This is a genomic window from Amycolatopsis sp. NPDC043887, from assembly GCF_056435665.1.
The window spans coordinates 43294-68800 of sequence record NZ_JBWKEB010000005.1 but is presented as its reverse complement, the minus strand read 5'-3'; the positions used below and the strand labels follow the sequence as shown (position 1 = coordinate 68800).

Below are 25507 nucleotides of genomic sequence, written 5' to 3'. Positions count from 1 at the left end.
TTTATGGCAAGGGATCTGGTGACGGCGAGCCAGGCGTGCGCGAGCATCGAGAGTGTGATGCGGGCGTACCGGGCTCGGTCACGCCACATTTGACTTACCCCTCAACAGAACCGTCCCTACCACGCACGAGGTCGTCTTCCCGGTGCTCCGGGCGGCGGTCGACGACGCGGCCGAGCGGGCGCAACAGCACGTTGACCCCGACGATCACCACGGTCCCGGCGAGCGCGACGACGTAAAGTCCCGCTCCCGCAAGGGAGCCGACGGCCGCCGAGCACCACAGCGTGGCCGCCGTGTTGAGCCCGCGCACGTTCAGCCCGTCCCGCAGGATCACCCCGGCGCCGAGGAAACCGATACCGGAGACGATCTGGGCCGCGACACGCGTCGGGTCGGCGTCGCCGCTGGTGCTCAGCCCGCCGAAACCGTGGGCGGACAACAGGACGAAGAGGGTCGCGCCGACGGCGACGAGGGCGTTGGTGCGGAGTCCGGCCATCCGGGCGCGGTACTGGCGCTCGATGCCGATGACGGCGCCGAGGCCGACGCCGGTGCCGACCCTGAGCAGCATTTCGAAGGTGTTCATGATTCCGGCTCTTTTCTGGCGTGCGTACACAAAGCCAGACAGAGAAAGGAGACCGGAGAAGGTCAGCGCACCGCGCACACGGGTGAACGGCGACCATGTCCGGTCGGTCCAGAACTGTCTTCCGGCATGTGCCGCTCACCTCGCTTCCGTACTCGATCGGTGTTGATCAACCTTCGGGACTGTACCACCGGACGAGCCGAGCGCGGCGTGGATCGTGTCACGCAGCCAGCGCTGGGCGGGGTCGGCGTCGAGTCGCGCGTGCCAGAGCTGGCAGACCTCGATGGGCGGGAGTTCCGCGGGGACCGGGAACCAGCGGATTCCGAGCGACCGGCCGTACTGCTCGGCGAGCCGCTGGGGCGCCAGCCCGATGTAGTCGCTCGACGCGACCAGGAACGTGGCGACGGCGGAGGTGGGGACGACCGCCGCGACCCGGCGCTGGAGACCGGCCGCCTCGAGCACGTCGTCGAGCGGTCCCCTGCCCCGCCCTCGCCGTGAGGCGGAAACGTGCGGATACCGGCAAAGCTGTCTCAACGTCGGGCGGCGCACGCCGCCGAGCGGGCCGTCCGCCCTGACGATCGCGACCAGTCGTTCGTGGTACAGCAGCGTCGAACGGATGTCGGGCGCGGCGATGTGGCCCGCGCCGATGTCCAGGTCCACCGAACCGTCTCGCAGGGCCTCGGTGCTTTCGCTGCCTTCGGCGACGAAACGCAGGACGACGCCAGGCGCGACCGCGGCGGTCGTCTCGGCGGCGGCCGTCACCAGTGTGGCGGCGACACCGTCGTTGATGCGGATGGTGAAGGTCCGTTCGAGGTCGCCGATCGCCAGCTCGCGGTCGGCGCTGATCAGGGCCGACGCCTCGTCGAGCAGGGACCGCACCCGCGGGGCCGTCCGGAGCGCGAACGGCGTCGGCACCATCCCGCGGCCGGCGCGCACCAGGATCGGGTCGCCCATCGCCCGCCGCAACCGGCCCAGCGCCCGGCTGGCCGCGGGGATCGACAGGTGCAGCCGTTCGGCCGCCGCCGTCACGCTGCCCTCTCGCAGCAACGCGTCGAACACGCGCAAGAGGTTGAGGTCCAGCTGATCGGCCATTGTTGCATCGTATGCAACTTTGGGTTGTGAAAGTTGCATGGCACGAAGAATGCGCTGGCCCATAGCGTCGTGGACATGCCACTCCGACTTCAAGTCCGCGACGCTCCCGAAGCCGCAACGGACCGGCGCGGCCTGCTGACCGCCATGTGCGCCTGTGTCGTGCTCGTGGTCGGGATGGTCGCCGCGATCAACCTCGCCGTCCCGATGCTGGCCGCGAGCGAGCTTCACCCGTCCGCGTCGGCACTGATCTGGATCGTCGACACCTACGTCATCTTCTTCGCCTGTCTCGTGATCCCCGGCGGAGCGGCGGGCGACCGCTTCGGCCGCAAGGGTGTCCTGCTCGCCGGCCTGGCGCTCTTCGCCCTCGGTGCGCTGCTGTCGGCGCTCGCGCCCACCGTGCCTTTCCTGCTGGCGGGCCGGGCGATCACGGGGATCGGGGCCGCCGCGGTGCTGCCCAACACCCTCGCCGTCCTGCTGCACGCCGTCCCCGCCGAACGCAAGGGGGTGACCATCGCGACCTGGGCCTCGATGACCGGGATCGGCGGTGTCCTGGGGAACGTCGGTGGCGGAGCGGTGCTGACAGGAGGGTCATGGCGATGGCTGTTCGCGGCCGCCGTCCCGCTCTCCCCGGTGCTCCTCGCGCTGGCCGCCCGGATCGCGCCGGTGTCCCCGCGGCACGACCGGCCACTCAGTCCACTCGGCGCCGTCCTGCTCGTCGGCGCGTCGTTCGCGTTGCTGCTCGGCATCGTCGAAGGCCCTGAAGCGGGTTGGGGCAGCCCGATCGTTCTGTCCGGGTTCGCCGGTGCGGTCGCGCTCTTCGCCCTGTGGACGTTCGTGGAACTGAAGGCCGAACACCCCTTGCTCGATCCCCGGTTGCTTCGCGTGCCCGCGCTGCGCAGTGCCTGCCTCGGCATGACCGCGATCTTCTTCGGGATGTTCGCGCTGTTCTACGTCAACGCGTCCTTCCTCCAATACGGCAAGGGTTTCAGTGTGCTGCTGACCGGGCTCGGGATCATCCCGCTGACCGTCCGGTCATCCTCGGCGCGCGGCACGTCGGCAAACTCGTCCGGCGCGCCGGCGTCGACACCACTGTCGCCATCGCCTTCGTCTTCTGCGGCTGCGGCCTCGTCGGACTGTCCACAAGCGACTCTTCGACTCCGTACCCGGTCTACGCGGCCTGGCTCGTGGTGACCGGGATCGGTGTCACGCTGGCCCTTCCGACGCTTTCCGCCGCGATCTCCGGTTCGCTGCCTCCCGCCCAGGCCGGTGTCGGTGCCGGGCTGCAGGCCACCACCCGGGAATTCGGCAGCGCGCTCGGTGTCGCGGTCATCGGCACCGTCCTCACCGGACGGTTCGTCGCCGCGCTGCCGTCCGACGTCCGCGCGGACCACGATCCGCACACCGTGGCGCAGGCGCTGGCAACCGTCCCCGGCCGCTCTCCCGAAGTGATCTCCGCGTCCGTCACCGGCGCGAGCACGGCCCTCCGGGTGATCGGCGTCAGCGTGCTCGTCCTCGGGGCGCTCGTCGTCCTGCAATCAAGGCTTTCCCGTAACCCCCGAGTAGAAGGAGCTTCCCATGCAGGTATTCGTCACCAGGGCGACCGGCTGGATCGGCTCGGCCGTCCCGGATCCGCCGCGGCGACCTGGACGATCTCGACGGCCTCCGCTCGGGTGCCGAAGAGGCCGGCGCCGTCATCCACCTGGCGAACAAGCACGACTAGGGCGCGCACCCGAGAACTCCTCAAGTGAACCCCGTACGGAGCCCATATGGCCAAGGACATCGAAACCGGCGCCTACGCCTGGCCGAAAGGAAACACCATGTCCGAAGTGACCGCGTTCATGCTGGTGAAGACCACGCCGGAATGGCTCGGCCTCACCGTCGAGCAACGGGTGGAGGCCTTCAAGACCGAGATCCTCCCGGTGATCGAAAGCAAGGTGAAAGGTGTCCGGTCCGGGTTCTTCGACACGGAGTTCTACTCCGCGCGCGTGACCGACGTGTGGGTATGGGAAGCGGAGGACCATCACTCGTACCAGTTGCTCATCGAGGCGCTCCGTGAGACGCCCTTCTGGGACCGGTACTTCGAGGTCGTCGACCTCCTGGTCGGGGTCGAGAACGCGTACGCGGCGAACTACGGTCTCGACGCCTGCGCGAGCGTCAACGTCTGAAGCCGGTGGGCGCGTCTCGCCGGTAACCCACCAGAAGGCGGCCTCCCACACCGTCGAGGACCGCGGCGGCGACCCGCCGCATCAGAGCCCGATCCCCAGTGCATACGACCTGCCGGTAGCCGAGCAGGAGTTCCCGGCAGGTCTCCGGATCGGCCTCTCGAAGCCGTCGCAGGAGCCATTTGCCGTGGGATCGCCATTGTCCCCCGGCCAGGAGGATCAGTTCGGCCACCGCGGTCAACAGCCGATCGGCGATGAAGATCAGTTCGTCGGGATCATCGGCCCCGTCAAGATCGTCCAAGAGGTCGGTGAGCAGATAACGATGGTCCTCCAGGTCGGTCGCGGACAACGGCGGAGGCCCGGCGCGCAGTCGCGCCCGGGCTTCCGCCCGGGTCCGACGCCCGAAGCCGTCGTGGTCGAGGAGAACGACACCTCCACCGCACATGTGCAGGAGAGGCGAGCGGCGGTTCGCCGTCTCCTGATCGGCGAAGCGCTCGTACGACTCGGGGGTATGGCAGAAAAGTTCCACCGGCACGCCGTCGTGTTCGGTCGTTTCGCGGTACGGCGCGGGTGGGCCGTCGAGGATCACGACGATGTCGAGATCCGAGCTCGCGGTACGCCATCCGGTGATCGCGCTTCCGCCCAGAATCGCGGCCCTCGCACCGGGAAAGCGACTCTCGACCACCTGGCGGGCGATTCGGACCGGATCCATCCGTCCAGCATGCCTCAGCCTCGTCGGCCGGTGGGTGAGCCAGGCGCACCGGCGGCCGCGACCACGCCGAAGCCGGTGCCCTGGTTACCCACCCGGATGGCCGGGACGAGCAGTCGTCCGGCCTATCCGGCCCTCCCCGTCGGGAACCCTAGGGCCGGGCGTTGGGGACCGGTCCCCGGACGCCACGAAGGCCACCGCCGGGACGGTGGCCTTCGTGGTCGTTCGCCCAGGATCAGGCAGTGGTTTCGAACGGCTGGACGTTCGGCTGGAACACCTGGCCGTTGGCCGGGACCTTCAGATCGATCAGGTAGTCGGCCGTCACCTTGTCCACCCCGAGCGAGTCGCCAAGGATGCAGTGCCCGAAGGCGTCGACCGAGAGCAACCGGGCGTTGCCCAGCTGGTCGGCCATCCGCTTCGAGAACAGGTACTGGGTCGCCGGGTCGTAGTAGTTGCCGATGACCAGCACCGGGGTGTCGGTCTTGGCCTGCCACGGACCGCGATAGACGTCCGGCTTCTTCGCCGGCCACACCGGGCACCCCGCCACGTCCGAGAACGCCTGGTAGCGGCCGAAAGTGGGCGATTCCTTCTCCCACTTCGCGGCGATCTCGGGGACCTTCTCCTGCTTGATCGTGATCTTCTTGTCCGAGCAGTTCACGGCGAAGTAGGAGTCGTCACCGGTGTACGGGCTGTCCGGGTTCACGTCCGCGCGCCCGTTCGCCCCCGACCGCAGCACCTTCAGCTCGACGGCCTGTGCCGTCTGCGTCTGCGCCGCGGGCGGGTGGACGATGTTGTACAGCGCCTGCAGGTCGTCGGCCAGCGGCGGGAACGACGTCGGCGAGTACAGCACCCCGGCCACCGTGCTGGTGAAGGCGTTGATGTCGTAGCTGCTCCCGTCCGGCAGCTTGATCGGCTGCTGGCGCAGGTGGTCGCGGATCTCGTCGAACTTCTCCCGCGGCGTGCCTGGGCTGAAGGAGCACTTCGGCCCGACCTGCGCGCACTTGCGCAGGAAGGCGTCCAGCGCGATCTCGAACCCGCGAGCGCGCTCGCGGTCGTACTGCACACCGTCGCTGGTGCGCAGCGCCGGGTCGACGTTGCCGTCGATGACGATCGCCCGGCTCTGCTTCGGGAACATCGACGTGTACGTCGACCCGATCAGGGTCCCGTACGAGAAGCCGACGAAGGTCAGCTTCTGGTCGCCGACGGCCGCCCGCATCTTGTCGAGGTCACGCACGACGTCCTTGGTGGACATGTGGTTCAGCAGCGCGCCCGCGTTGTTCTTGCAGAACTGGCCGTAGTCGCGGTACGAGGCCAGCGTCCCGGAGATCTCCTGCCGGGTCAGCGGCACGGGGATCTGCGCGGAGAAGACGTCGTCCGCGTCTTCCTGCGTGGTGAAGCACTTGAGCGGGTTGCTGGCCCCGACCCCGCGCGGATCGAATCCGATCAGGTCGAACCGGTCCAGCACCTGCGGCTGGAAGTAGTTCGCCGCGCCGATCGGCATCCGGAAACCGGAACCGCCGGGACCGCCCGGGTTGAGGAACAGCGAACCGACCTTCTTGTCGGGCGTCTTCGCCGCCCGCTTCAGCATCGCGATGTCGATGGTGCCGAGCGCCGCGTTGTCGTGGTCGATCGGCACGCGATACCGCGCGCAGCTGTAGAACTTGGCCTGGTCGGCGGGAACACCGCGGACCTGGTCCGCCGTGCAGGCACCCCAGTTCACCGGCGCCGTCGCGCCTACCTGGGCGGCGGGCGTCCCAGCCTCCTGGGCGGCGACCGCCGTCCCGGACGCCCCGGTCAACGCGGCGCCGGCCACGAGTGCCCCTACCAGTGCGAAACCGCGCACCGGCCTCCTTGTGGATCTCGGCAAAACGACTCCTCCCTCGGCTGGCGACGTGATGGGCCACGTCGCTCGGCGCGCCGTCGACGTCACGGCGCGTAACACCAAGCGAGCCTCGCACAAGCCGGTAACCCAGTCACCGGCCGAAAGGATGGTACGAACCTATCGAGTGGTTGTCTTCAACTCGAAAATCGGTAACACACGGCAAGCGGCTTGCTCCTCCATGGAGTAACCGGGCCAGAACTCCAGCAGCAGTTTCCACATCGCTTCGTACTCGTCTCCGCGCAGTTCCCTGGCCCTGACCGGGATCTCCTTGCCCGCCAGCGCGACGATCGCGTCGGGATTCGACCGCAGGTTGTGCGTCCACGCGGGATCGTTCGGTCTCCCCCAATTGGAGCCGACGAGCACGAAGTCCTCACCGTGCGGGAAGTACAGGAGATTGGTACTGCGGGCCAGGCCGCTCTTGCGGCCGGTCGTGGTCAGGCGCAGGGAAGGGAGCCCGGCCAGCGCGACCAGACTCACCTTCCCCTTGAACAGCCGATGGAGTCTCTTGTCCACCCAGATGATCCCGCCCGCGAGCCCCATCAGCCACGGTTTCGTGCCGAGCGCGCGGGCGAGCGACGTGAGAGGGTTAGCCACGGACAGATCTTGCCAGGCTCACCCCGAACCGCGATTCCGAGTCCGTCCACCATTTCTCCACCGAGAAACCGGCGGCGGCCAGTTCCGCGGCGATTCCCTCCCGCCGGAACTTCGCGGAGATCTCGGTGCGCACGTATTCGCCCTCGGCGAACTTCACCTGCAGGTCGGCGCCCGGGATGTCGACGGTCTGCGGTTCACGGGCGCGCAGACGCATTTCGATCCATTCGTTCTCCTCGTCCCAATACGAGACGTGGTCGAAGGCGGCCGGGTCGAAGTTCGCGCCGAGACCGTTGTTGATCACGCGGAGCATGTTGCGATTGAACTCGGCGGTGACCCCGGCCGCGTCGTCATACGCGCGTTCCAGGGTTTCCCGGTCCTTCACCAGGTCAGTCCCGAGAAGGAACCACTCCCCCTCGTCGAGCACTTCGCGGACCGAGCGCAGGAAGGTGGCGCGGTCGGCGGGAAGGAAATTGCCGATCGTGCCGCCGAGGAAGACCACCAGCCGCGGACGGTCGCCCGGCAACAGGTCCAGATGACGGGTGAAGTCACCGACCACGCCCCGGACTTCGAGGGACGGGTAGTCGGCCGTGATGGCTTCCGCGGCTTCGGCGAGCGCGGTTTCGGAGACGTCGAGCGGGACGAACTCCTTCAACGTGCCGTGGCTCGTGAGCGCGTCGAGGAGGAGCCTCGTCTTTTCACTCGATCCGGAACCGAGTTCGACAAGGGTGTGCGCGCCCGAACTCTCGGCTATCTCGCCACCGCGCGCGGCGAGCACCTCCCGCTCGCTCCTGGTCGGGTAGTACTCGGGGAGGGCGGTGATCTTCTCGAACAGTTCGCTGCCGCGGGCGTCGTAGAACCATTTGGGCGACAACCATTTCTGATCCGCCTCCAGGCCGGCGCGGACGTCCGCGCGCAGTTGCTCGGTGATATCCGATTCGCTGTGGTGTACGTCGAGGTCGACTTCGGTCATCGTGCCTCAGGGCTCCGATCGGCTTCGAGGGGAAGGATTTCCACGCCCGCGCCGGTGACCCGGACGGCGTGGCGGTCGGGAACGGGAGTCCAGCCGGGATCGTCGTCGCACGGTTCCGACGCGACGAGCACACCGCCTCCGGTGTCCCGATAGGACAGGGAATGCGTCCACGCGGTACCGACGAGTGTCCGGCCGTCGGTGAGCAGGAGATTGAGCCGCGAACCCGGCCCCGCCTCCTCGACCACTCCGGTCAGCCACGTGACGGCCGCGAGCGGGTCTTCGCCCGCCTCGAGCCGCTCACTCAGCAACGCCCACAGCAGTACCGAATCCGTGGTCGCCTCCAGCGTCAGCAGCCGGGTGATCGGCAGTTTCGCGGCGAGCTCGGCCATCGAGTCCGGCCAGCCCCGCACCAGCCCGTTGTGGCTGAAGAGGTAACGGCCGCCGGTGAACGGCGCGTTCGCCGCCTCGACCACGGGCATCCCCGTCGTCCCGTTCCGGACAGCCGCCAGGAAGGCGTGCGACCGGACCGAGCCGGCCAGCGCCGGCAGATCCCCGTCCGTCCACAAGGGAGCGGACCTGCGCAGCCGCAGCGGTTCGGAGCCGTCGGCGTACCAGCCGAGGCCGTACCCGTCCGCGTTGACCGAACCACCGCCCCGCATGTCACGGGGAGCGTAGGACTGCACGAGCAGCGAATGAGGGGCGTGAAAGAGCATCTCGGCGGGCGAGCGCGGCTCGCCGAGATACGCGAGGTGACGGCACATGCCCCTCAGGCCACCTCGCTCGGCCGTGCGTCCCGGGCACAGCGGAACCCGGAGAAGATCTGTCGCCGGATCGGGTGATCCCAGTTGCGGAAGGTGCCGCGGATGGCCGCCGCGTCCGTCCCGAACGAGCCACCGCGCAGGATCCGGTAGTCCCCTCCGAAGAACACCTCCGAATACTCCTTGTACGGGAACGCGGCGAAGCCCGGATACGCTTCGAAGCCGCTGCTGGTCCACTCCCACACGTCGCCGATCAACTGGTGCACGCCCAACGGCGACGCACCCGCCGGGTACGCGCCGACCTCCGCGGGCCGCAGATGCCGCTGTCCGAGGTTCGCGTGGTCGGGAGTGGGTTCCTCGTCGCCCCAGGGGAACCGGCGCGACCGGCCGGTGGCCGGGTCGAACCGGGCGGCCTTCTCCCACTCCGGTTCCGTCGGCAGGCGACGGCCTGCCCAGGCGGCGTACGCCTCGGCCTCGTGGAAGCAAACGTGGACGACAGGCTCCGCGGCGGGCACCTTCTCGTAGACGCCGAACCGCGTCCGCCACCAGCCGTCCTGCTCCCGTTTCCAGAAGCGCGGCGCCTCGATGCCGTGCTCGCTCCGGTACGCCCAGCCACGCTCGCTCCACCACTTCGGGTCTTCGTAACCCCCGGAGTCGAGGAACTCGGCGTACGCCCCGCAGGTGACCGGTGCGGTGTCGATGAAGAACGCCTCCACCGCGACCTCGTGCGCGGGACGCTCGTTGTCCAGCGCCCACGGCTCGGCGGAGGTGCCCATGGTGAAAGCGCCGCCGGGGACGAACACCTCCGCGGGCAGCGGCCCGGACCGGGACGGTGGTGGCGCTGGCGCGTGCAGCACCGGATCGCCCTTGCGGAGCTGATGGGTGGCCAGCATCGTCTCGTCGTGCTGCTGCTCGTGCTGGGTGATCATGCCGAAGGCGAAGGCGTCCTCGGTGAGCCGCCTGCCTTGCAGCGGAACGCTTTCCAGGATGTCGAAGGATTTCTCCCTGACTTCGCGGACGTACTTGCGCGCTTCCTCCGGGCCCAGCAGCGGCAGCGCCGGACGATCCGCTCGAGCGTGCTGGAACGCGTCGTAGATGTCGTCGATGTCGGGCCGGAGCGCCTCACGGCCGCCCACGTCACGCACCAGCCAGAGCTCTTCTTGGCTGCCGATGTGCGCGAGATCCCAGACCAGCGGCGACATCAGTTTCGAATGCTGGCGGACCAGGTCTTCGTCGTCCACGTCCGTCAGCGCGACGCTGCGCTCGCGGGCCCTGGTGAGCGCCTCTGCCGCGTGCGCCCGCAGGTCTTGCGGGCTCAGCGCGCGAAGCGGGTTGGTCTCGGTGCTTTCCACGCTCATGACTGGTGGCTCCTCGAACGGTGCACGAGGGACTGCACGCCCTCGCTGATCTCCGTGATGGTCTCCGGCGGCAGACCGGTGGTGCCGAGTTCGGCACAGCCGAGGTCCACCACCTTGCTCGCGACGCCGGCGATCGCCCTGTCGGCCAGGCCGAACCGGGCCGCGCGCTCCCATCTGCCCATGACCGGTTCGCACAGTTCGAGCACCTTGTCCACTGTGGACGGCCGCGCGAGCAGCGCGGCCAACAGGGCGACCGGGTGCAGCCACCTCGCGGCGGGCTGGGCGTCCAGGTACCGGATCTCCAGATACCCCTGTGGACGGACCGGGGTGAAGAACGTCGTCAGGTGATAGGCCAGGTCTTCCTCGGTCGGCCTGTCGAGCCCGGCGCCCTCGCCCCGTCCGTCGATCCAGTCGGCGAAGGTCAGGGAATCGGGCGCGTCCCAGCGGCCGTCACGGCCGGGAAGGACCATCAGCGGGGTGTCCAGGATCCTGCGTGCCCACTCCCCCGCCGGATCCTTGCCCGGTTCCGCCGACCGGGTGCGGACCCTTTCCGTTTCCATCACGGCGAGCCAGCGCGCGGACGCGTGGCCGGTGTCGCGTCCGGCGTGGACCCGGGAGTTGGCGAAGGTGGCCAGCAGGGGCGGACCGAGCGCGTGGACCGCGGCCCAGCGGTCGGCCAGGTCGCCCGTCTCACCGGCGTCCACACAGACCTGCAGGCCGGCGGTGCTGCACATCATCGTCGCGCCCCCGGCGCCCATCGGCGCGAAGCGGCGTTCCATCGCGGCGTAGCGCGGTGTGCCCAGTTTGCGAACGGGGGCGCGATACCTGTCTATCCCGGAGTCCCCCAGGTGCAGGCCGCGGGCGGCGAGAAGATTTTCGAGGTGGGCCAGATCGGCCGAGACGACGGCGTCCAAGTGGCGCAGCGTGGTCTGTGGTTGAGCGGAGATCTCCACCTGGCATCCGGGCTCGAGGCTCAGCGGTGAACCTGCCGGAAGCGGGAGGGCGGGGCTGTCGGGGCGCAGGGTCCGCGGGGTGTGCGGGCCGAGCGCGGTGGCGAGATCGTCGGGATCGAGAGGCCGGGCGGGCTCGTCGGCGTAGTGCACGGTGAATTCCAGCTCTACGCCGAGGAGTCTCGGTGGCCCGTGCTTGAAGCACACGGAAGCCACATACGCCTCACCCTCGGCGCGGTCCGAGAGGACCTTCGCCGTCGCGTTCGACGCGCTCCCGGACTTCTCGGGGAAATCATGAACAGTAGTCATCTTTCCGCCGTCCAGTCGGTTGTCCGATAACTGAGATACCTTGACTTCGGACGCTACACGCGGGGTCCGACAAATTCAGGCCGGTTCTTGCGGGGCAGGATCCCCCGACCACCTCTTAGGACCGGACGATTCAGGGCAAAGCGGGCTCCGTGCCCAGCCCGAGCGCGGCGGCCGCGTTGCGGACCGCCTCGATCACCAGCTGCAGCGCCGGCCGCCGAGAGGAGGTCGTCCGATAGGCGATCGAAACCGTCCGGAGCAACGGTGTGGTCAACGCGACGACGTCGATCCCGGGCGGCCGGAGGCCGAGTCCGAGATCCGAAACGAGGGTTACCCCGAGCCCCGCCCGGACCATCGCCATCGCCGTCGATTGCTCCTCTACCTCGTGGTTGATCTTCGGCTCGAACCCGTGGCGATGGCACGCCGTGCGCACCGCGCGGCCGAAGTGACTCTTCGGGCTGGCGAGGATCCACGGGTGCTCGGCCAGTTCGAGCAACGACGCGCTCCCCGCGGGGACGGCGCCGGCCGGCACCGCGGCGTGCAGCCGTTCGACCGCGATCACCGCGCGTTCCAGACCGGCGTCCCACGGCATCGGCGCGTCGGAGTAGTCGATCACGAACGACAGATCCAGCTCGCCGTCCCGGACGGCGTCGGCGGTGTCCTCGGGGGCGAGCTCCCGGGTCCGGACCTGGATCCCCGGATGTTCACCCGCCAGCGCGGCCAGCGCGTGCGGAAGCAGTCCCGAAGCGACCGACGCCCACACTCCGGCCATGAGCCGTACCGAAACGGTCTCCTGCGCCTCTTCCAAGGCCAGTGTCGCCCGCTCGACGGACCCCAGGATCTCCTCGGCGTGCTCGGTGAGCAACAACCCCAGTTCGGTCAGCTGCACCCGCCTGCCGAAGCGTTCGAACAGCTTCGCGCCCACGTCCCGCTCCAGTTGCGCCAGCTGCTGCGACACCGCCGAAGCGGTGTAATGCAGCGAAGCGGCGGCCGCCGTGACGGTGCCACGCCGGCTCAGCTCGCGGAGCATCCTCAGGCGGTGCAACGAAAGCTCCATGATCCCAACGTAATCGGGCGCGGTCGCGGACGCCGGATGACGCGTTACACCAGTTTCTCTGCACGACATCGTTCAGATTCGGTAAATGGACGCCCGTGCCCGGCAGGGCGCACTCTCGGAAGTGGCGCAGGACGACCCCGAATCCCGAAGGAGGTGGCCGCATGGCCGCGAGGAACGCCGAACCGCTGATGAGGCTCATCTGGACCGACCCCGTCACCGGTGCCACCGGCTACCTCGTAGTGCACAGCCTGGTCTCCGGCATCGCGACCGGCGGGACCCGGATGCGCGCGGGTTGCACGATGCCGGAGGTCGAGGACCTGGCGAGGGGGATGGCGAACAAGACCGCGACCTTCGGCCTGCCGGTCGGCGGGGCCAAGGGCGGCATCGACTTCGATCCGAAGGACGAGCGCGCTTTCGGTGTGCTGGAACGGTTCTGCGCGTTCCTGCGGCCGTGGATCGACAACCACTGGGTGACCGCCGAAGACCTCGGCGTACCCCAGCACCTGATCGACGAGGTGTTCGCGAAGCTCGGGCTCGAGCAGTCGTACCACGCGGCGATCCGCCGTTCGGCCGACCCGGCGCACACCCTTCGCCGCGTGCAGGCCGGGTTGAGCACACCGGTCCCCGGCGGCCTCCTGCTCGGCGACGTGATCGGCGGCTACGGCGTCGCGCAGGCCTGCCTCGGTGTCGCCGACGCCTGGGAATGGGCGGCCGAGAAGACCACGGTCGCCATCCAGGGCATCGGCACCATGGGCGGCGGCGCGGCCTGGTACCTGCACGAAGCCGGCATGAAGGTCGTCGCGGTCGCCGACGCGGCCGGGACGCTCTACCGGCCCGAAGGCCTTGACATCCCGGCGCTGCTGGAGCTGCGGGACTCCTACGGCGAGATCGACCGCAGCCGGCTTCCCGCCGACGTCCGGCTGCTCCCGCGCGACGAGATCGTGGCGACGGACGCCGACATCCTCGTCCCGGCGGCGATCTCGTACGCACTGCGCGCCGGGAACCAGGGCATGGTCAAGGCGAAGGTCGTCATCGAAGCCGCCAACGCGGCGACCACCCCCGACGCCGAGGCCGGACTGGCGGCTCGTGGCATCCCGGTGATCCCGGACTTCGTCGCGAACGCGGGCGCGGCCGCGTGGGCCTGGTGGCTCCTGCTCGGCGAGGTCGGCGCCGATCCCGCCGATTCGTTCCTGCGCCTGCGGACCGAGATGCGGGCGAAAGTGGCCCTGCTGCTGAGTTCGTGGAACCTCGACCGGATCGCGCCGCGCACCACCGGGCTACGGCTCGCCGAAACCACCCGTTCGGTCGCCACCTCTCCCGAAACCGCCCCGGCCCTGGTCATCCCCTGAGAATGCGCGTGAAGGCCTCCTTCCCTCAGCTGAGCTGAGGGAAGGAGGCCTTCACGCGCTACTGCTACGCGGCGAAGCGGTCCGTCGCGCCGATGAGGACTTCGCGCATCGGCTCGTCCTGGGTGCTGTGGCCGACCTCGTCGATGACCACAAGCTCGCTGCCGGGCCACGCGTGCGCCAGCTCCCACGGGGTGCCGATGAGGTTGCTCAGGTCGAGACTTCCTTCGGCGAGTACGGCCGGGATGTGAGCCAGTTTCCCGGCCTCCCGCAGGACCACGCCTTCGTCCAAAAAGGACCCTTGACTCCAGTAGTGCGTGACCAGCCTGGCGAAGGCGAGCCGGAACTTCGGACTCTCGAAGCTCTTGTACGGCGGGGAGGTCGGGATGATCGCGTCCTCCCAGGCACACCAACCGGCCGCCGCCTTCTCGTGCACCGCCGGATCGGGGTCCATCAGCAACTTCAGGTAAGCCGCCGCCAGGTCACCGTCGCGATCCTCTTCGGGAACGCCGTCACGGAACTTCGCCCACGCCTCGGGGAAGACGCCGCCGAGGCCACGGGTGAGCAGGTCGGTCTCGCTCCGGCGTCCGGTGGCCAAGCCCATCAGGACCATCTCCGAGACCCGGTCCGGATGGCGCTCGGCGTAGACCAGCGCGAGCACCGAGCCCCAGGAACCACCGAAGAGCAGCCACTTCTCGATTCCCAGATGCTCGCGAAGGCGTTCCATGTCCGCGATCAGGTGGTCGGTGGTGTTGGTGGAAAGGTCTGCCTCGGGCTCGCCCGCGTGCGGGGTGCTCCGGCCGCAGCCGCGCTGGTCGAACAGCACGATCCGGTACTTGGCCGGGTCGAAGTACCGGCGCAGGCCGGTACTGCACCCGGTCCCCGGGCCGCCGTGCAGCGTGACGGCGGGTTTGCCGTCGGGGTTCCCGCAGACCTCCCAGTACACGAGGTGCCCGTCGCCGACGTCGAGCATCCCGTGGTCGTACGGTTCGATTTCCGGATACAGCCGTGTCACGTTCTCGTCCTCCCAGACCCCGCCAGAAATACAACAGCGCTGTCACAATAGCCGGGTTGGGCGCCTGGGCGCGCGTGCTTCAAGTACATGAAGGGCCCCCTTTCTTGCGTCTGGCGCAAGGAAGGGGGCCCTTCATGTACTTGCCTGTGGCTAGCCTGGCAGGGCCGCGGCGACGTGCCGGAGCGCGTCAGCCAGCTCCGCCGGGCCGGCGGGGCCGATGTGGACCACCGCGTCGTTGCCGTGTCCGGTCGTGTAGCTGAGGTACCGGCCCCAGTCCGTGTCGGCGAAGTGGAGCGGATCCTCGACGGCCACGTGCCTGCCGATTTCGTCCCGCTTGCCGACGTAGAGCTCGCCGCTCCCCTCGACCGGCCGCTGCACGAGGGTGACGATGTCCGCGATCACCGGCGGCAGCGAATGCGTGTCCGGGCCGCGCCGGGCCGCCTCTTCGAGCTCATATGCGCGAACCGTGCGAAGCCTGCCGCCGCCCGCTGGAACGGGCGGCAGCTGTTCGATCAGCGTTTCGGGCAGCCGCCGCCGATCGATCTCCTGCAGCCCGACCCAGTCACCGGACGCCACGGCCAGCACCGCCTGCAGGCCCAGCGAGGCGGCCAGGACGCCGTAGGTCTCGCCTCCGGTGTTCACCCAGCCGTAGTACTCGATGGCCGGTTTCGTGAGCACCGGAAGCCAGTCCAGGAAGTCGACCGACGCACGGCCGCTCGAGTCCAGCAGCCCGGCTTGCGCCAACGCCGCTTCCACTCGCCTGTCCGCCTCCGCGCGGGCCGTCCTGGACAGCCAGCGCGGTTCGGGACGCAACGTGATGTGCAGGTCGCCGACGCGTTCGCGTTCGGCGAGCGCCGCCAAGGCTTCGACCGGGACGTCCACCCGGCCCGTTCTCACCGTCATCCGCTACTCGCCGATGACCGGCGGACTGGTCCGCTGGTCGGTGCCGAAGATCGCGTCGGGGTCGGCCTCGATCAGGTAGTCGGGACGCTGGTGCTCGTCGTCCTCGTCACCATCGGCACGCCTGCCGCCTGCCCCCATCGGGCCCATCGCTCCGGCGCCACCACGGCCGGCACCACCGCGGCCACCGGCCAGGTCTCCGCCGCCCAGGCCGCCGAGCCCGCCCATGCCGGACCCCCTGCCCGCCCCCAGACCGCCGGAACCGGGCCCACCGGGACCGCCCGCACGGCCACCGGCGCCGCCCTCGCCACCGAGAAGCCTGCCCGCCGCGCTGTTGGGTCCGGGAACGTTGCGTCCGCTGGTGCCGCCGGGCGGGTTCTGGCCAGTGCCACCGCCGGGGTTGTAGCTCTGGCCCTGCCCGTTCGGGAGGCCGATGACGTTGTCCGAGTCACCCGGTCCGCGTCCGGGCGTCCTGCCCGGGATCTCGGTCGTCGGTCCCGGCTTGCCCTTGCCGCCGCCGGTCGGGCGCGTGGTGTCGTCGTCCCCGGTACCCGGCTTCCGCGTCGGCGTCGTGATGTTGCCGTCGGGCCTGTCCCTCGGGGGCACCGGGCGGTCCTCGTTGGTGCCCGGCCTGTTCTGGTTCTGGTCGCCGCCCGGCTTGTTCTGGTTGGTGCCGTTGTCGTCCGTGCCACTGGTGTCGGTGCCGTCGTTGTCGTCCCCGCCGCCGTTCCTGCCGGGCCTCACCGGGATGGTCGGCGGCGTCACGATCGGGGGCGTACCGCCGGGGGTCTTGACACTGACGTTCGCGCCGTCGTTCTTCAGCACGCCGTAATCGGTCGGCAGGCTGGAACTGGTGCTGCTGGTGACCGAGTCGTACTGGTCCATCACGCGGACGTTGTTCTGGTTCGCCGCCTCGTGCTTCGCGACGCCCTCTTGGTAGTTCTTGATGTCGTTGTTGACCATGAACGGCCCGGCGATCGGGATCGCGCCCTTCAGGCCGGTGGTCCAGGGGTTGGGCTTGTCCGGCTTGGGCGGCACGGGCACGACCGACGACCCGGAGTCGTCGAAGCTGTCGGCCTGCATGGTGACCGAGGCCTTCGTGGTGAACAGCGGGTCCGCGGTCTCCTTGAAGGCCTGCTCGAGCGGGCCCGCACCGGCGTTGGCCGCGTCCGCGGCGGACCCGGTCCAGGAGGACGTCATCCGCGACTGCAGGGACTTGATGCCCATGCCGCGCTCGACATAAGCATCCGAGAGTTCGGCGATACGATCGGCCGCCGAACGCAGGTTGCGGGTGTCGCCTTGAGTGAAGTTCTCGTAGATCTGCTTGCCGTCCACCCTCATGCCCCCTTGAGTGTCTTGATCACGGCCGACACGGCCTTCTGCGCGTTCCCGCAGGATTGCTGTTCGTTGTCGTAGCCCCCGGCGTGCACGCTGACGGAGAGGTCGTCGGCGACGCCGACGGCGAGGTCGCAGTTGCCGCTCGCCCGCCGGTCCTGCAGGCCGAAATAGACGGTCGGATAGCCGTCGACATCGGGGCCGGGCTCCAGGAACCGCAGCTGCCCGGATTTCTTCGCCTTGTGCAGGCCAGCCAGGCCGCCCATGCCCTTTTCTCGGTTACCGCTACCGAGAATGAGATGCAGGCCGTCCGCCTTGCCTCGAATGTTCCAGCTGCAATCGGGGTTGCTGGTCTCGCTCCCCGGTTCGCCGGGCTCCGTGAACCCCAATTCCGCGGCCTCGGCGGCCGGAAGCAGCTTGCAGACGTCGCCGACGAACGCCGAGGCATCCAGCGGATTCGCCACCTTCGGAACGTTCGGGTCCTGCGGTGCGGCTGACGACTCCGGCGACGAAGCCGTCCCACTGCTGGGCGACGGTGTCCCGGGGTTCTCTCCCGAGCAGCCCGCGACCGCGACTGAAAAGAGCACGAGCGCCGCCGCGGCGACGCGATTCCTCAACACGTTCGGCATCCTCAGGTCGTGCGCAGGGTGTTGGCCTGGTCGGTCGCCATCGTCTTCGTGCGGGCGATCTCGAGCTTCTCGATGTAACCCTCGATGTACGCCTTCATCGAGTCGTTCTGCTTCTGCAGGGACAGCAGCGAGTCGACACCGGAGTTCACATAGCTGGAGCTGGCTTCGTCCTGGCCGGGCGGCATCAGGTCTTGCATGATCGACTCGATCTTCTTGCCGTCGTCGATGACCTTCTTGAGTTCGTCCTGCCACAGCCCGATGACGGTCTTCAACTCCTCGGGGCTCATCTCGAACCCGCCGCCGCCACCGCCGCCGCCGTAAACGGTCGGCTCCTTCGGCGTGGTCAAGTCACCCCAGACGGCCTTGATCGCGCTCGCGGCGTCGTCGATGATGTTCACGCCCGCACCTTCCCCTCAGCATTCACGCACCGTGACGGACAAAGCGTAGCCAAGCGGCGGACGGCGTGTCAGCCGATCCGGCCGAGTAGTCCGACGTGTCGCGTAGCCGTTTGGTTCCCGTGCCGGGCGATCATCCCGCGAACTGGTCACAGTACGTACGTACGGATTGCATTGACCGGGTTCCCGGTGACAGGATTCCAGAATGCCACGGGTCAGCCAGGATCACCTCGACGCACGCCGGCGCCAGATCCTCGACGGCTCCCGCGTGTGCTTCGCACGTTATGGCTACGAGGGTGCCACTGTCCGGCGGCTGGAGGAAGCCACCGGCCTTTCCCGTGGTGCGATCTTCCACCATTTCCGGGACAAGGAGTCCCTCTTCCTGGCCTTGGCCGAGGACGACGCGGTGCGCATGGCCGACATCGTCGCCGAGCAGGGTCTCGTCCAGGTGATGCGCGAGCTGCTGACGAACCGCAGCGAGCACCCCGCGGACTGGCTCGGCACGCGGCTGGAGGTTTCCCGGCGGCTGCGCACCGACCCCGAGTTCCGCGCCCGCTGGGCCGAGCGGTCCCACCAGCTGACCGCCGCGACCCGCCGTCGTCTGCTCCGTCAGCGCGACGCCGGGATCCTGCGTGACGACGTCGACGTCGACGTCCTGACCGCGTACCTCGAGCTCGTTCTCGAAGGTCTCGTCTCCCATCTCGCGATGGGCCAGCCGGGTGACGATCTCGGCCCCGTGCTCGACCTGGTCGAAGAGAGCGTGCGGCGGCACCGGGCCCACGCGGCCGGGGGAACGCGTTAAGATTGTCCCATCGTCGCAGTACAGCGGCGGTGTCTGTTGGTTTCCGATCGAGGAGTGACTCTTTTCGTGCGCGACGCGCAGTCACCTGGTGACAGTATCGAGCCGGGTGGCACACCCGGCTGTTCCGTGGCTCTTCCCGCCGACCCCGCCGGCAGGGAATGATGGAAATCCTGCTCGCCGTTCTCGGCATTCTCCTGTTCCTCCTGCTGACCGTCGGCACCGGCCTCGCCGTCGCCGCCGAGTTCTCCCTCACCGCGCTCGAGCGCAGCACGGTCGACGCGAACGTCCGCCAGGTCGGCGACAAGCGCGCACACACCGTGCAGAAGGCGCACCGCACGCTCTCGTTCCAGCTCTCCGGCGCGCAGGTGGCGATCACCATCACCACCCTGATCACCGGTTACCTCGCGGAGCCGGTGATCGGTGACCTGCTCCACCCGCTGTTCACCGCCATCGGGTTCTCCGAAGGCGTGGCGAACGGGGTGTCGCTCACGGTCGCGCTGATCCTGGCCACGTCGCTGTCGATGATCCTCGGCGAAATGATGCCGAAGAACCTCGCGATCGCCCGGCCGCTGCAGACCGCGCGCGCCGTCGCGGGGTACCACTCGCGGTTCTCGTCGCTGTTCCGCTGGCTCATCACCTTGATGAACAACAGCGCCAACTTCCTCGTCCGCAAGTTCGGCGTCGAGCCGCAGGAAGAACTGCGGTCGGCCCGGTCGCCGCAGGAACTCGGCTCGATCGTGCGGTCCAGCGCGGAAAGCGGCACGCTCGACACCTCGACGGCCGAACTGCTGGACAAGTCGCTGCGCTTCGGCGAACGGACGGCCGACGAGCTGATGACGCCCCGCGTCCAGCTCGAATCGCTGACCGTGGACGACACCATCGCCGACCTCATCGAGATCTCGCGCCGCACCGGCTTTTCGCGCTTCCCGGTCTACACCGAGGATCTCGACGACGTGCAGGGCGCGGTGCACATCAAGCAGGCGTTCACCGTCCCGGCCGCCCAGCGCGCCACGGTACGGATCGGTTCGGTCATGCGGCCGATCCCGACGGTGCCCGAATCCCTGCCGGGCGACTCGCTGCTCAACCGGCTGCGTGATTCCCGGTTCCAGCTCGCGATCGTCGTCGACGAGTACGGCGGCACCGCGGGACTGGTGACCCTGGAGGACGTGGTCGAGGAGATCATCGGCGACGTCCGCGACGAACACGACGAGCGGGAAGCGCCGTCCTCCCAGCAGGTCGGCGCCGACAACTGGCTCGTGTCCGGGCAGCTTCGCGCCGACGAGGTCACCGACGAGACCGGGTTCCGGATGCCCGACGGCGACTACGAGACCATCGCCGGGCTGATCCTCGAGCGCCTCGGCCGGATCCCCTCCCCCGGCGACGCCACCGATCTCGACGCCTGGCGGCTCACGGTGACCAGGATGGACCGTCTGCGCATCGCCGAGGTCGAAGTCCGGCGGATCAGCGAGACCGCCACGTCCGCCGAGCAGGAGCCCGCCCGATGAGCGACTGGTTCAACATCTTCCTCGTCGTGGTCCTGCTGCTGGCCAACGCGTTCTTCGTCGGCGCCGAGTTCGCGCTCATCTCGTCGCGGCGCGACCGGCTGGAAGCCTTGCTGGAGCAGGGAAAGACCCGCGCCAGGATCGTCATCAACGCGAGCAGGAACGTCTCGCTGATGCTGGCGGGCGCGCAGCTCGGCATCACCATCTGCTCGTTGCTGCTGGGACGGCTCGGCGAGCCCGCCGTCGCGCACCGGCTGGCCGGTTTCTTCGAGCTGTTCGGGATTCCCGAGGTCCTGCTGCACCCGATCTCGTTCGCGATCGCGCTGGCGTTCATCACCATCCTGCATGTCCTCATCGGCGAGATGGTGCCGAAGAACCTCGCGATCGCCGAGCCGGAGCGGCTGGCGCTGTGGCTGGTGCCGGTGCACGTGGCGTGGGTGAAGCTCGCCAACCCGTTCATCTGGCTGCTGAACTTCGTGGCGAACTCCCTGCTTCGGGTGTTCAAGGTCGAACCGAAGGACGAACTCGAAACCGCCTACACCTCCGACGAGCTCGCGGAACTGCTCAGTGAGTCGCGGCGCGAGGGGCTGCTGGAGCACTCCGAACACCAGCGGCTGAGCAAGACGCTGTCCTCGGTGGAGAAGACGGTGGCCGACGTGCTGGTCCCGACCGCTCAGCTGACGACGCTGCCCTGCTCGCCCACGTTGGGCGACGTCGAGCGCGCGGTGTCCTCGACCGGGTTCTCCCGCTTCCCGGTGTGCACCGACGACGGGACACTGACCGGCTACATCCACGTCAAGGACATCCTCGACCTCGTGGGCGAGGACCCGACCACCGTGGTACCGCCGGACAAGACGCGGGCGCTCACCGAACTGCACGCCGACGCCCGGCTCGACGAGGCGTTGTCGGCGATGCGCAAGGAAGGCAGTCACCTGGCGCGGGCGCTCAGCCCGGCCGGGGCCGCGGTCGGCGTCGTCGCGCTGGAGGACCTCGTCGAGGAATACGTGGGAACTGTCCGCGACGGTACCCACGTCAGATCATGACCGGCCCGATCGTCCTTCCCGAGCCCGTCTGGCGGGCTCGGGAAGCCGAGCACGTCACGCGGATGCGGCGCTGGACGACACCGCACCAGCGGCGCCGCTCGCGGGGCGAGAAGCATCCGGTGCTCGACTTCCTCTTCACCTACTACTCGCACCGGCCCGGGCATCTCGAACGCTGGCAACCGGGCCCCGGGGTCGTGCTCGAAGGCGCGTCCGCCCGGCAGTTCCTGGAGAGGAAGGGTTACGTGGAGACGCCGGAGGGCGTCATGCTCGATCCGGCGGGCTTCACCGAGGGCCGCGCCAAGACCGCCGAATTCGTCCTCGGACTGCTTTCCGCGACCGCGTCCCGCTCTCCGAGACTCAGTTGTTTCGGCCTTCACGAATGGGCAATGGTTTACCGGGAATCAGCGAACGAGGTTCGTCATTCACAACTTCCGCTCCGGCTCGGTTCGGCCGGCACCGACGGCGTGGTCGAGTCGCTGGAGATCCGATGCGGACATTTCGACGCGTTTCGGTTCTTCACCGAGCCCGCCCGGCCGCTCAACGCCCTGCGACCGGAGCGGGAGAACCAGATCGACTTCGAGCAACCGGGCTGCCTCCACGCCAACATGGACTTGTTCAAGTGGGCGTACAAACTCGATCCGTTCGTGCCCGCCGAGCTGGTCGGGCACTGCTTCGAGCTGGCGGCGGACATCCGGGAACTGGACATGCGGGCGAGCCCGTACGATCTGGCGGAGTTCGGGTACTCGCCCGTGCGGATCGAGAGCCCGGATGGCCGGGCCGAGTACGCCCGCGCGCAAGCCGCTTTCGCCCGCCGGGCGGCGCCGCTGCGTGAGCACCTGATAGCGCATTGCCAACGGCTCCTCGCCGAGTTAAAGAAGGTGCCCGCGACACGCGGCAAACAACTGTGAGTCGTCGCATTCCCCGTAACATCCTCCCCTGTTAGAGTGATAACGGTTTGATTGCATACGCAGCGCGAGCGCGCACGTTTCGAAAGGACAACGATGGGGCGACACAGCGTGGCCGAGGAGCCGGTGCCGCATCCCCTCGACCCGCCGAAGCGGCCTCAGGGTCGCGGTGAGGCGACCGGTTCACACCGGATCGTCGGGAAGAAGGCCCCGCGGCGCCGGATCGCCAAGTGGCCGATCGCCTGCCTGGTCCTCGTGGTCCTGGTCGCGATCGGCGTCTTCGGCTGGAACTGGGCCGACGGTGAGCTCAACACCCGCGCCGAAGCCCAGGCCAAGGCGTGCAGCGCCGGCGACACCCCGATGCGGATCATCGTCACCCCCAGTATCGAAAAGCCCGTGCGAGCGGCGGCCGAGCGGTGGAACAACGCCGCGACCGTGGTCCGCGACCACTGCGTGGTCATCCAGGTCGACGCGCTGTCCTCCGCTTCCGTGCTCGACGGCCTCATCGGCCGGACGAACCTGGACTCGATCGGCGGCCTCCCCGCCGCCTGGATCCCAGAGTCCACCTACTGGGTGACCGAACTGAACACCGCCAAGCCCGAGCTGGTCGGTTCACCCGCCCAGTCGGTCGCGACGGCGCGTTCGGCCGACTACCCGCTCGTCGGGCTCGCCGGCAAGAGCATCGACGAGGTCCAGATGCGCGCCTCGCAGACGTTCCGGCAGTACCTGCAGCAACCCGCCCAGCAGGCCGACTTCGCCGCCGCCGGTATCAAGGCCACCTGAGAGTCCACGAACCTACGGGAAAGGCCCCTTCACCGCTCGGGAAGGGGCCTTTCCCGTACCTCGACTCTCGTGAGCGGCAAGGACGTTAGGGCCAACCGTGCTCAGGACTTGGCCGCAGCCGGTCCGTGAAGGCCTCCTTGCCTACCCTGAGGGTAGGCAAGGAGGCCTTCACTACCTCTGGGACTCCCACGCGCAGCAGCGGTCACATCGGTCTCGTGAGTGGTAAGGACGGTTAGAACCGTCGTTACCACTCACGAGCCGAAGGTGTCCGGGTCCGGGCCGGTGCGCGTCCCGTCGTCGAACTCGGCGAGAGCCGCGAGATCATCCTCGGCCAGTTCGAAGTCGAAGACGTCGAAGTTCTCGCGAATCCGGGACGGGGTCACGGATTTCGGGATGGCGACCGTGCCGAGCTGCAGATGCCAGCGCAGCACCAGTTGCGCGGGGCTCTTCCCGTATTTGGCGGCGAGGGCGGTCAGTGTCGGGTCCGAGAGCAGCGACCCCTGCGCGAGCGGGCTCCAGGCCTCGGTGACGATGCCGTGCTCGGCATGGAACTCCCGCAGCGCCTTCTGCTGGAGCCGCGGGTGCAGCTCGACCTGGTTGACCGCGGGCACGATCCCGGTTTCGTCGAACAGCCGCCGCAGATGCGGGACGTGGAAGTTCGACACCCCGATGGCGCGCGCCCGGCCGTCCGCGTAGAGCTTTTCCAGCGCACGCCAGGTTTCGACGTACTTCCCGCGGGCAGGCGTCGGCCAGTGGATCAGGTACAGGTCCACGCGGTCCAGGCCGAGTTCCGTGAGGCTCGTGTCGAACGCACGGAGCGCCTCGTCGTAGCCGTGGCCCGGATTCGGCAGTTTCGTGGTGATGAACAGTTCGTCGCGGGGCACGTCCGATGAGCGGATCGCCTCGCCGACACCGGCTTCGTTCCGGTACGACGCGGCGGTGTCGATGCTGCGGTACCCGGCCTCGATGGCGGTCCGGACGACCTTGGCCGTGTCGCCCGCGGGGACCTGCCAGACACCGAAACCGAGTTGGGGGATGGCTACCTCGTTGTTCAGGACGACGGAAGGCACGGCCATGGAAGAGGAATCCTCACTGGAGTCTGTGGCAGGACTTCTTGTCCCGCATCATTCCACCCCGCGCGCGGCGTACGCGCGCAGATATTCCGCCGTGTCCGCGTCGGCCGGGAAGAAGGACTCGATCACCAGCTCGGCCACCGTGACGTCCAACGGCGTCCCGAAGGTGGAGACCGTGCTGAAGAACGTGAGTTCCGCGTCCTCGTGGCGTAGCTTCAACGGGACGAAGATGTCGCCCGGTCCGGGGACCTCCACCTCGGGGACGGGATCCGCGCACGGATAGGACAGCAGTTCCTCCAGAAGCTCGGTCAGCGCCGGGTCGGCCGTCTGGGTCACCTGCCGCCGCAGCCTGCCGAGCAGATGAGCGCGCCACTCCCCCAGGTTCAGCACGTGCGGCGCCATCCCCTCCGGATGCAGTGTCACCCGCAGGACGTTGACCGGAGGCGTCATCAAGGCGGGCGAGACCAGGCTGGTCATGATCGAGATGCTCGCGTTGGCATCGACCAGGTTCCACCAGCGGTCGGCGACGGCGGCCGGATACGGCTCGTGACTCGTCATCAGCTGACGGACCGCCTTGCGGACGGCCGCCATTTCCGGGGCGCCAAGACCGCTTTCGGCGTACGCGGGCGCGTAACCCGCCGCCAGCAGCAGCTGATTGCGTTCCCTCAAGGGCACCTCCAGGTGCTCGCCGAGCCTCAGCACCATCTCGCGACTGGGCTTGGACCGGCCCGTCTCCACGAAGCTCAGGTGCCGGGTGGAGATGTCCGCCGAGATGGCGAGATCCAGCTGGCTGATCCGGCGGCGGTCGCGCCATTCGCGGAGGAGTTCGCCGACGGGGCGGCCCGCACGGCTCGCGGTCACTGTGGTCGTCACGATCACGAACCTACGGCCACGCGCGCGGAGCCGCCATTACCTCCCGCGTAATCGACGGGCCCCACCTTCAGCCGACAGAGTTGCGGCATCGGTTACCCCACAACAGAACGAGGAGACACCATGTCGGACATCCAGCGCGTCGCCGAGCAGTACATCGCCGTGTGGAACGAGACCGACGCGGACAAGCGCCGCGCGCTCATCGCCGAAGTGTTCACCGAGGACGCCGCCTACACCGACCCGCTCGGCGCGGTCACCGGCCACGACGGTGTCGACGGCTTCATCGCCGGCGCGCAAGCCCAGTTCGCGGGCCTGGAGTTCAGCCTGCCGTCGGCGCCCGACGCGCATCACGACATCGCGCGGTTCCAGTGGCACCTCGGCCCGGAGGGCGCGGAAGAGCCGCTGGCGATCGGTTTCGACGTCATCACCGTCGAGGACGGGCGGATCAAGCAGGTGCTGGGATTTCTCGACAAGATGCCCGGCTGAGCTGCAGCGTA

25 protein-coding genes and 1 pseudogene are annotated in these 25507 nt (G+C 68.7%); 9 read left to right on the top strand and 17 right to left on the bottom strand.

What is annotated here, in order from left to right; all coding sequences use genetic code 11:
- Positions 1 to 94 precede the first annotated feature (94 nt).
- Both AC069H_RS14765 and AC069H_RS14760 read right to left on the bottom strand, forming a co-directional pair.
- On the bottom strand, positions 95 to 577 hold the full coding sequence (locus AC069H_RS14765; protein WP_478232620.1) for an MgtC/SapB family protein: 483 nt from the start codon (positions 575 to 577) through the stop codon (positions 95 to 97).
- 135 nt (positions 578 to 712) lie between these two features.
- Positions 713 to 1666 (bottom strand): LysR family transcriptional regulator, encoded by a 954-nt coding sequence (locus tag AC069H_RS14760; RefSeq protein ID WP_478232619.1) that lies wholly within the window; start codon positions 1664 to 1666, stop codon positions 713 to 715.
- A gap of 144 nt (positions 1667 to 1810) precedes the next feature.
- On the opposite strand from AC069H_RS14760, the pseudogene AC069H_RS14755 reads away from it, so the two are divergent.
- Both AC069H_RS14755 and AC069H_RS14750 read left to right on the top strand, forming a co-directional pair.
- Positions 1811 to 3225 (top strand): annotated as a pseudogene (locus tag AC069H_RS14755) (MFS transporter); the annotation flags it as partial.
- Between the two features lie 258 nt (positions 3226 to 3483).
- Positions 3484 to 3831, top strand: coding sequence for a darcynin family protein (locus AC069H_RS14750; RefSeq protein ID WP_478232928.1), 348 nt, complete (start codon positions 3484 to 3486; stop codon positions 3829 to 3831).
- Here the strand turns inward: AC069H_RS14750 and AC069H_RS14745 are convergent.
- From AC069H_RS14745 to AC069H_RS14710, 8 genes are all read right to left on the bottom strand, one after another.
- A complete protein-coding gene (locus tag AC069H_RS14745; RefSeq protein ID WP_478232618.1) occupies positions 3821 to 4540 on the bottom strand; it encodes a nucleotidyltransferase domain-containing protein in 720 nt (239 codons plus the stop codon). The two genes, AC069H_RS14750 and AC069H_RS14745, sit on opposite strands and share 11 nt — an antisense overlap.
- Positions 4541 to 4772: 232 nt before the next feature.
- Positions 4773 to 6380, bottom strand: coding sequence for an alpha/beta hydrolase (locus tag AC069H_RS14740; protein ID WP_478232617.1), 1608 nt, complete (start codon positions 6378 to 6380; stop codon positions 4773 to 4775).
- A 156-nt stretch (positions 6381 to 6536) separates the two neighbouring features.
- Complete coding sequence (locus AC069H_RS14735; protein WP_478228366.1) at positions 6537 to 6959, bottom strand: nitroreductase family deazaflavin-dependent oxidoreductase; 423 nt, start codon at positions 6957 to 6959, stop codon at positions 6537 to 6539.
- A gap of 46 nt (positions 6960 to 7005) precedes the next feature.
- Positions 7006 to 7983 (bottom strand): L-histidine N(alpha)-methyltransferase, encoded by a 978-nt coding sequence (egtD, locus tag AC069H_RS14730; protein WP_478232616.1) that lies wholly within the window; start codon positions 7981 to 7983, stop codon positions 7006 to 7008.
- Positions 7980 to 8744 (bottom strand): ergothioneine biosynthesis protein EgtC, encoded by a 765-nt coding sequence (gene egtC, locus AC069H_RS14725; RefSeq protein ID WP_478228284.1) that lies wholly within the window; start codon positions 8742 to 8744, stop codon positions 7980 to 7982. The genes egtD and egtC overlap by 4 nt, the downstream gene beginning before the upstream one ends.
- Positions 8745 to 8749: 5 nt before the next feature.
- Positions 8750 to 10099, bottom strand: a complete 1350-nt coding sequence (gene egtB / locus AC069H_RS14720; protein WP_478232615.1) for an ergothioneine biosynthesis protein EgtB — start codon at positions 10097 to 10099, stop codon at positions 8750 to 8752.
- Positions 10096 to 11358, bottom strand: coding sequence for a glutamate-cysteine ligase family protein (locus AC069H_RS14715; protein ID WP_478232614.1), 1263 nt, complete (start codon positions 11356 to 11358; stop codon positions 10096 to 10098). The genes egtB and AC069H_RS14715 overlap by 4 nt, the downstream gene beginning before the upstream one ends.
- Before the next feature lie 130 nt (positions 11359 to 11488).
- Complete coding sequence (locus AC069H_RS14710) at positions 11489 to 12412, bottom strand: LysR family transcriptional regulator (protein ID WP_478228281.1); 924 nt, start codon at positions 12410 to 12412, stop codon at positions 11489 to 11491.
- A 161-nt stretch (positions 12413 to 12573) separates the two neighbouring features.
- Here AC069H_RS14710 and AC069H_RS14705 point away from each other — a divergent pair, with 161 nt between their 5' ends.
- On the top strand, positions 12574 to 13761 hold the full coding sequence (locus AC069H_RS14705) for a Glu/Leu/Phe/Val dehydrogenase dimerization domain-containing protein (protein ID WP_478232613.1): 1188 nt from the start codon (positions 12574 to 12576) through the stop codon (positions 13759 to 13761).
- A 64-nt stretch (positions 13762 to 13825) separates the two neighbouring features.
- Here the strand turns inward: AC069H_RS14705 and pip are convergent, their stop codons facing one another.
- The 5 genes from pip to AC069H_RS14680 form a co-directional block, all read right to left on the bottom strand.
- Entirely contained in the window at positions 13826 to 14731 is a 906-nt protein-coding gene (gene pip, locus AC069H_RS14700) for a prolyl aminopeptidase (RefSeq protein WP_478232927.1), read from the bottom strand.
- Between the two features lie 192 nt (positions 14732 to 14923).
- Positions 14924 to 15655, bottom strand: a complete 732-nt coding sequence (locus AC069H_RS14695) for an ESX secretion-associated protein EspG (RefSeq protein ID WP_478228364.1) — start codon at positions 15653 to 15655, stop codon at positions 14924 to 14926.
- Between the two features lie 24 nt (positions 15656 to 15679).
- Complete coding sequence (locus AC069H_RS14690; RefSeq protein WP_478232612.1) at positions 15680 to 17014, bottom strand: hypothetical protein; 1335 nt, start codon at positions 17012 to 17014, stop codon at positions 15680 to 15682.
- On the bottom strand, positions 17011 to 17637 hold the full coding sequence (locus AC069H_RS14685; protein ID WP_478232611.1) for a DUF3558 domain-containing protein: 627 nt from the start codon (positions 17635 to 17637) through the stop codon (positions 17011 to 17013). Before AC069H_RS14685 ends, AC069H_RS14690 begins: the two co-directional genes overlap by 4 nt.
- A gap of 2 nt (positions 17638 to 17639) precedes the next feature.
- Positions 17640 to 18035, bottom strand: coding sequence for a hypothetical protein (locus AC069H_RS14680; protein WP_478232610.1), 396 nt, complete (start codon positions 18033 to 18035; stop codon positions 17640 to 17642).
- A gap of 202 nt (positions 18036 to 18237) precedes the next feature.
- Here AC069H_RS14680 and AC069H_RS14675 point away from each other — a divergent pair, with 202 nt between their 5' ends.
- The 5 genes from AC069H_RS14675 to AC069H_RS14655 all read left to right on the top strand — a co-directional run bounded on the left by AC069H_RS14675 (position 18238) and on the right by AC069H_RS14655 (position 23067).
- Positions 18238 to 18834, top strand: a complete 597-nt coding sequence (locus AC069H_RS14675) for a TetR/AcrR family transcriptional regulator (RefSeq protein ID WP_125678272.1) — start codon at positions 18238 to 18240, stop codon at positions 18832 to 18834.
- A 158-nt stretch (positions 18835 to 18992) separates the two neighbouring features.
- The gene (locus tag AC069H_RS14670; protein WP_478232609.1) at positions 18993 to 20339 is read left to right on the top strand and encodes a hemolysin family protein; all 1347 of its coding nucleotides are present in this window, start codon (positions 18993 to 18995) and stop codon (positions 20337 to 20339) included.
- Positions 20336 to 21379, top strand: coding sequence for a hemolysin family protein (locus tag AC069H_RS14665; RefSeq protein ID WP_340682149.1), 1044 nt, complete (start codon positions 20336 to 20338; stop codon positions 21377 to 21379). The genes AC069H_RS14670 and AC069H_RS14665 overlap by 4 nt, the downstream gene beginning before the upstream one ends.
- The gene (locus AC069H_RS14660; protein WP_478232608.1) at positions 21376 to 22287 is read left to right on the top strand and encodes a 3-methyladenine DNA glycosylase; all 912 of its coding nucleotides are present in this window, start codon (positions 21376 to 21378) and stop codon (positions 22285 to 22287) included. The genes AC069H_RS14665 and AC069H_RS14660 overlap by 4 nt, the downstream gene beginning before the upstream one ends.
- Before the next feature lie 93 nt (positions 22288 to 22380).
- Complete coding sequence (locus AC069H_RS14655) at positions 22381 to 23067, top strand: hypothetical protein (protein WP_478228274.1); 687 nt, start codon at positions 22381 to 22383, stop codon at positions 23065 to 23067.
- Positions 23068 to 23318: 251 nt separating this feature from the next.
- Here the strand turns inward: AC069H_RS14655 and AC069H_RS14650 are convergent, their stop codons facing one another.
- Entirely contained in the window at positions 23319 to 24143 is an 825-nt protein-coding gene (locus AC069H_RS14650) for an aldo/keto reductase (protein ID WP_478232607.1), read from the bottom strand.
- 48 nt (positions 24144 to 24191) lie between these two features.
- The gene (locus AC069H_RS14645) at positions 24192 to 25019 is read right to left on the bottom strand and encodes a helix-turn-helix domain-containing protein (RefSeq protein ID WP_478228272.1); all 828 of its coding nucleotides are present in this window, start codon (positions 25017 to 25019) and stop codon (positions 24192 to 24194) included.
- A gap of 114 nt (positions 25020 to 25133) precedes the next feature.
- On the opposite strand from AC069H_RS14645, the gene AC069H_RS14640 reads away from it, so the two are divergent.
- The gene (locus AC069H_RS14640; RefSeq protein ID WP_478228271.1) at positions 25134 to 25496 is read left to right on the top strand and encodes a nuclear transport factor 2 family protein; all 363 of its coding nucleotides are present in this window, start codon (positions 25134 to 25136) and stop codon (positions 25494 to 25496) included.
- Positions 25497 to 25507 lie beyond the last annotated feature (11 nt).

Coding starts and splice junctions, on each gene's coding strand:
- AC069H_RS14745 (WP_478232618.1), bottom strand. CDS start 4,540: ATGGATCCGGTCCGAATCGCCCGCCAGGTGGTCGAGAGTCGCTTTCCC.
- AC069H_RS14665 (WP_340682149.1), top strand. CDS start 20,336: ATGAGCGACTGGTTCAACATCTTCCTCGTCGTGGTCCTGCTGCTGGCC.
- pip (WP_478232927.1), bottom strand. CDS start 14,731: ATGCTCGACGTCGGCGACGGGCACCTCGTGTACTGGGAGGTCTGCGGG.
- AC069H_RS14670 (WP_478232609.1), top strand. CDS start 18,993: ATGATGGAAATCCTGCTCGCCGTTCTCGGCATTCTCCTGTTCCTCCTG.
- AC069H_RS14710 (WP_478228281.1), bottom strand. CDS start 12,412: ATGGAGCTTTCGTTGCACCGCCTGAGGATGCTCCGCGAGCTGAGCCGG.
- AC069H_RS14640 (WP_478228271.1), top strand. CDS start 25,134: ATGTCGGACATCCAGCGCGTCGCCGAGCAGTACATCGCCGTGTGGAAC.
- AC069H_RS14690 (WP_478232612.1), bottom strand. CDS start 17,014: ATGAGGGTGGACGGCAAGCAGATCTACGAGAACTTCACTCAAGGCGAC.
- AC069H_RS14660 (WP_478232608.1), top strand. CDS start 21,376: ATGACCGGCCCGATCGTCCTTCCCGAGCCCGTCTGGCGGGCTCGGGAA.
- AC069H_RS14675 (WP_125678272.1), top strand. CDS start 18,238: ATGCCACGGGTCAGCCAGGATCACCTCGACGCACGCCGGCGCCAGATC.
- AC069H_RS14760 (WP_478232619.1), bottom strand. CDS start 1,666: ATGGCCGATCAGCTGGACCTCAACCTCTTGCGCGTGTTCGACGCGTTG.
- AC069H_RS14750 (WP_478232928.1), top strand. CDS start 3,484: ATGTCCGAAGTGACCGCGTTCATGCTGGTGAAGACCACGCCGGAATGG.
- AC069H_RS14685 (WP_478232611.1), bottom strand. CDS start 17,637: ATGCCGAACGTGTTGAGGAATCGCGTCGCCGCGGCGGCGCTCGTGCTC.
- egtD (WP_478232616.1), bottom strand. CDS start 7,983: ATGACCGAAGTCGACCTCGACGTACACCACAGCGAATCGGATATCACC.
- AC069H_RS14765 (WP_478232620.1), bottom strand. CDS start 577: ATGAACACCTTCGAAATGCTGCTCAGGGTCGGCACCGGCGTCGGCCTC.
- egtB (WP_478232615.1), bottom strand. CDS start 10,099: ATGAGCGTGGAAAGCACCGAGACCAACCCGCTTCGCGCGCTGAGCCCG.
- egtC (WP_478228284.1), bottom strand. CDS start 8,744: ATGTGCCGTCACCTCGCGTATCTCGGCGAGCCGCGCTCGCCCGCCGAG.
- AC069H_RS14650 (WP_478232607.1), bottom strand. CDS start 24,143: ATGGCCGTGCCTTCCGTCGTCCTGAACAACGAGGTAGCCATCCCCCAA.
- AC069H_RS14705 (WP_478232613.1), top strand. CDS start 12,574: ATGGCCGCGAGGAACGCCGAACCGCTGATGAGGCTCATCTGGACCGAC.
- AC069H_RS14715 (WP_478232614.1), bottom strand. CDS start 11,358: ATGACTACTGTTCATGATTTCCCCGAGAAGTCCGGGAGCGCGTCGAAC.
- AC069H_RS14655 (WP_478228274.1), top strand. CDS start 22,381: ATGGGGCGACACAGCGTGGCCGAGGAGCCGGTGCCGCATCCCCTCGAC.
- AC069H_RS14735 (WP_478228366.1), bottom strand. CDS start 6,959: ATGGGGCTCGCGGGCGGGATCATCTGGGTGGACAAGAGACTCCATCGG.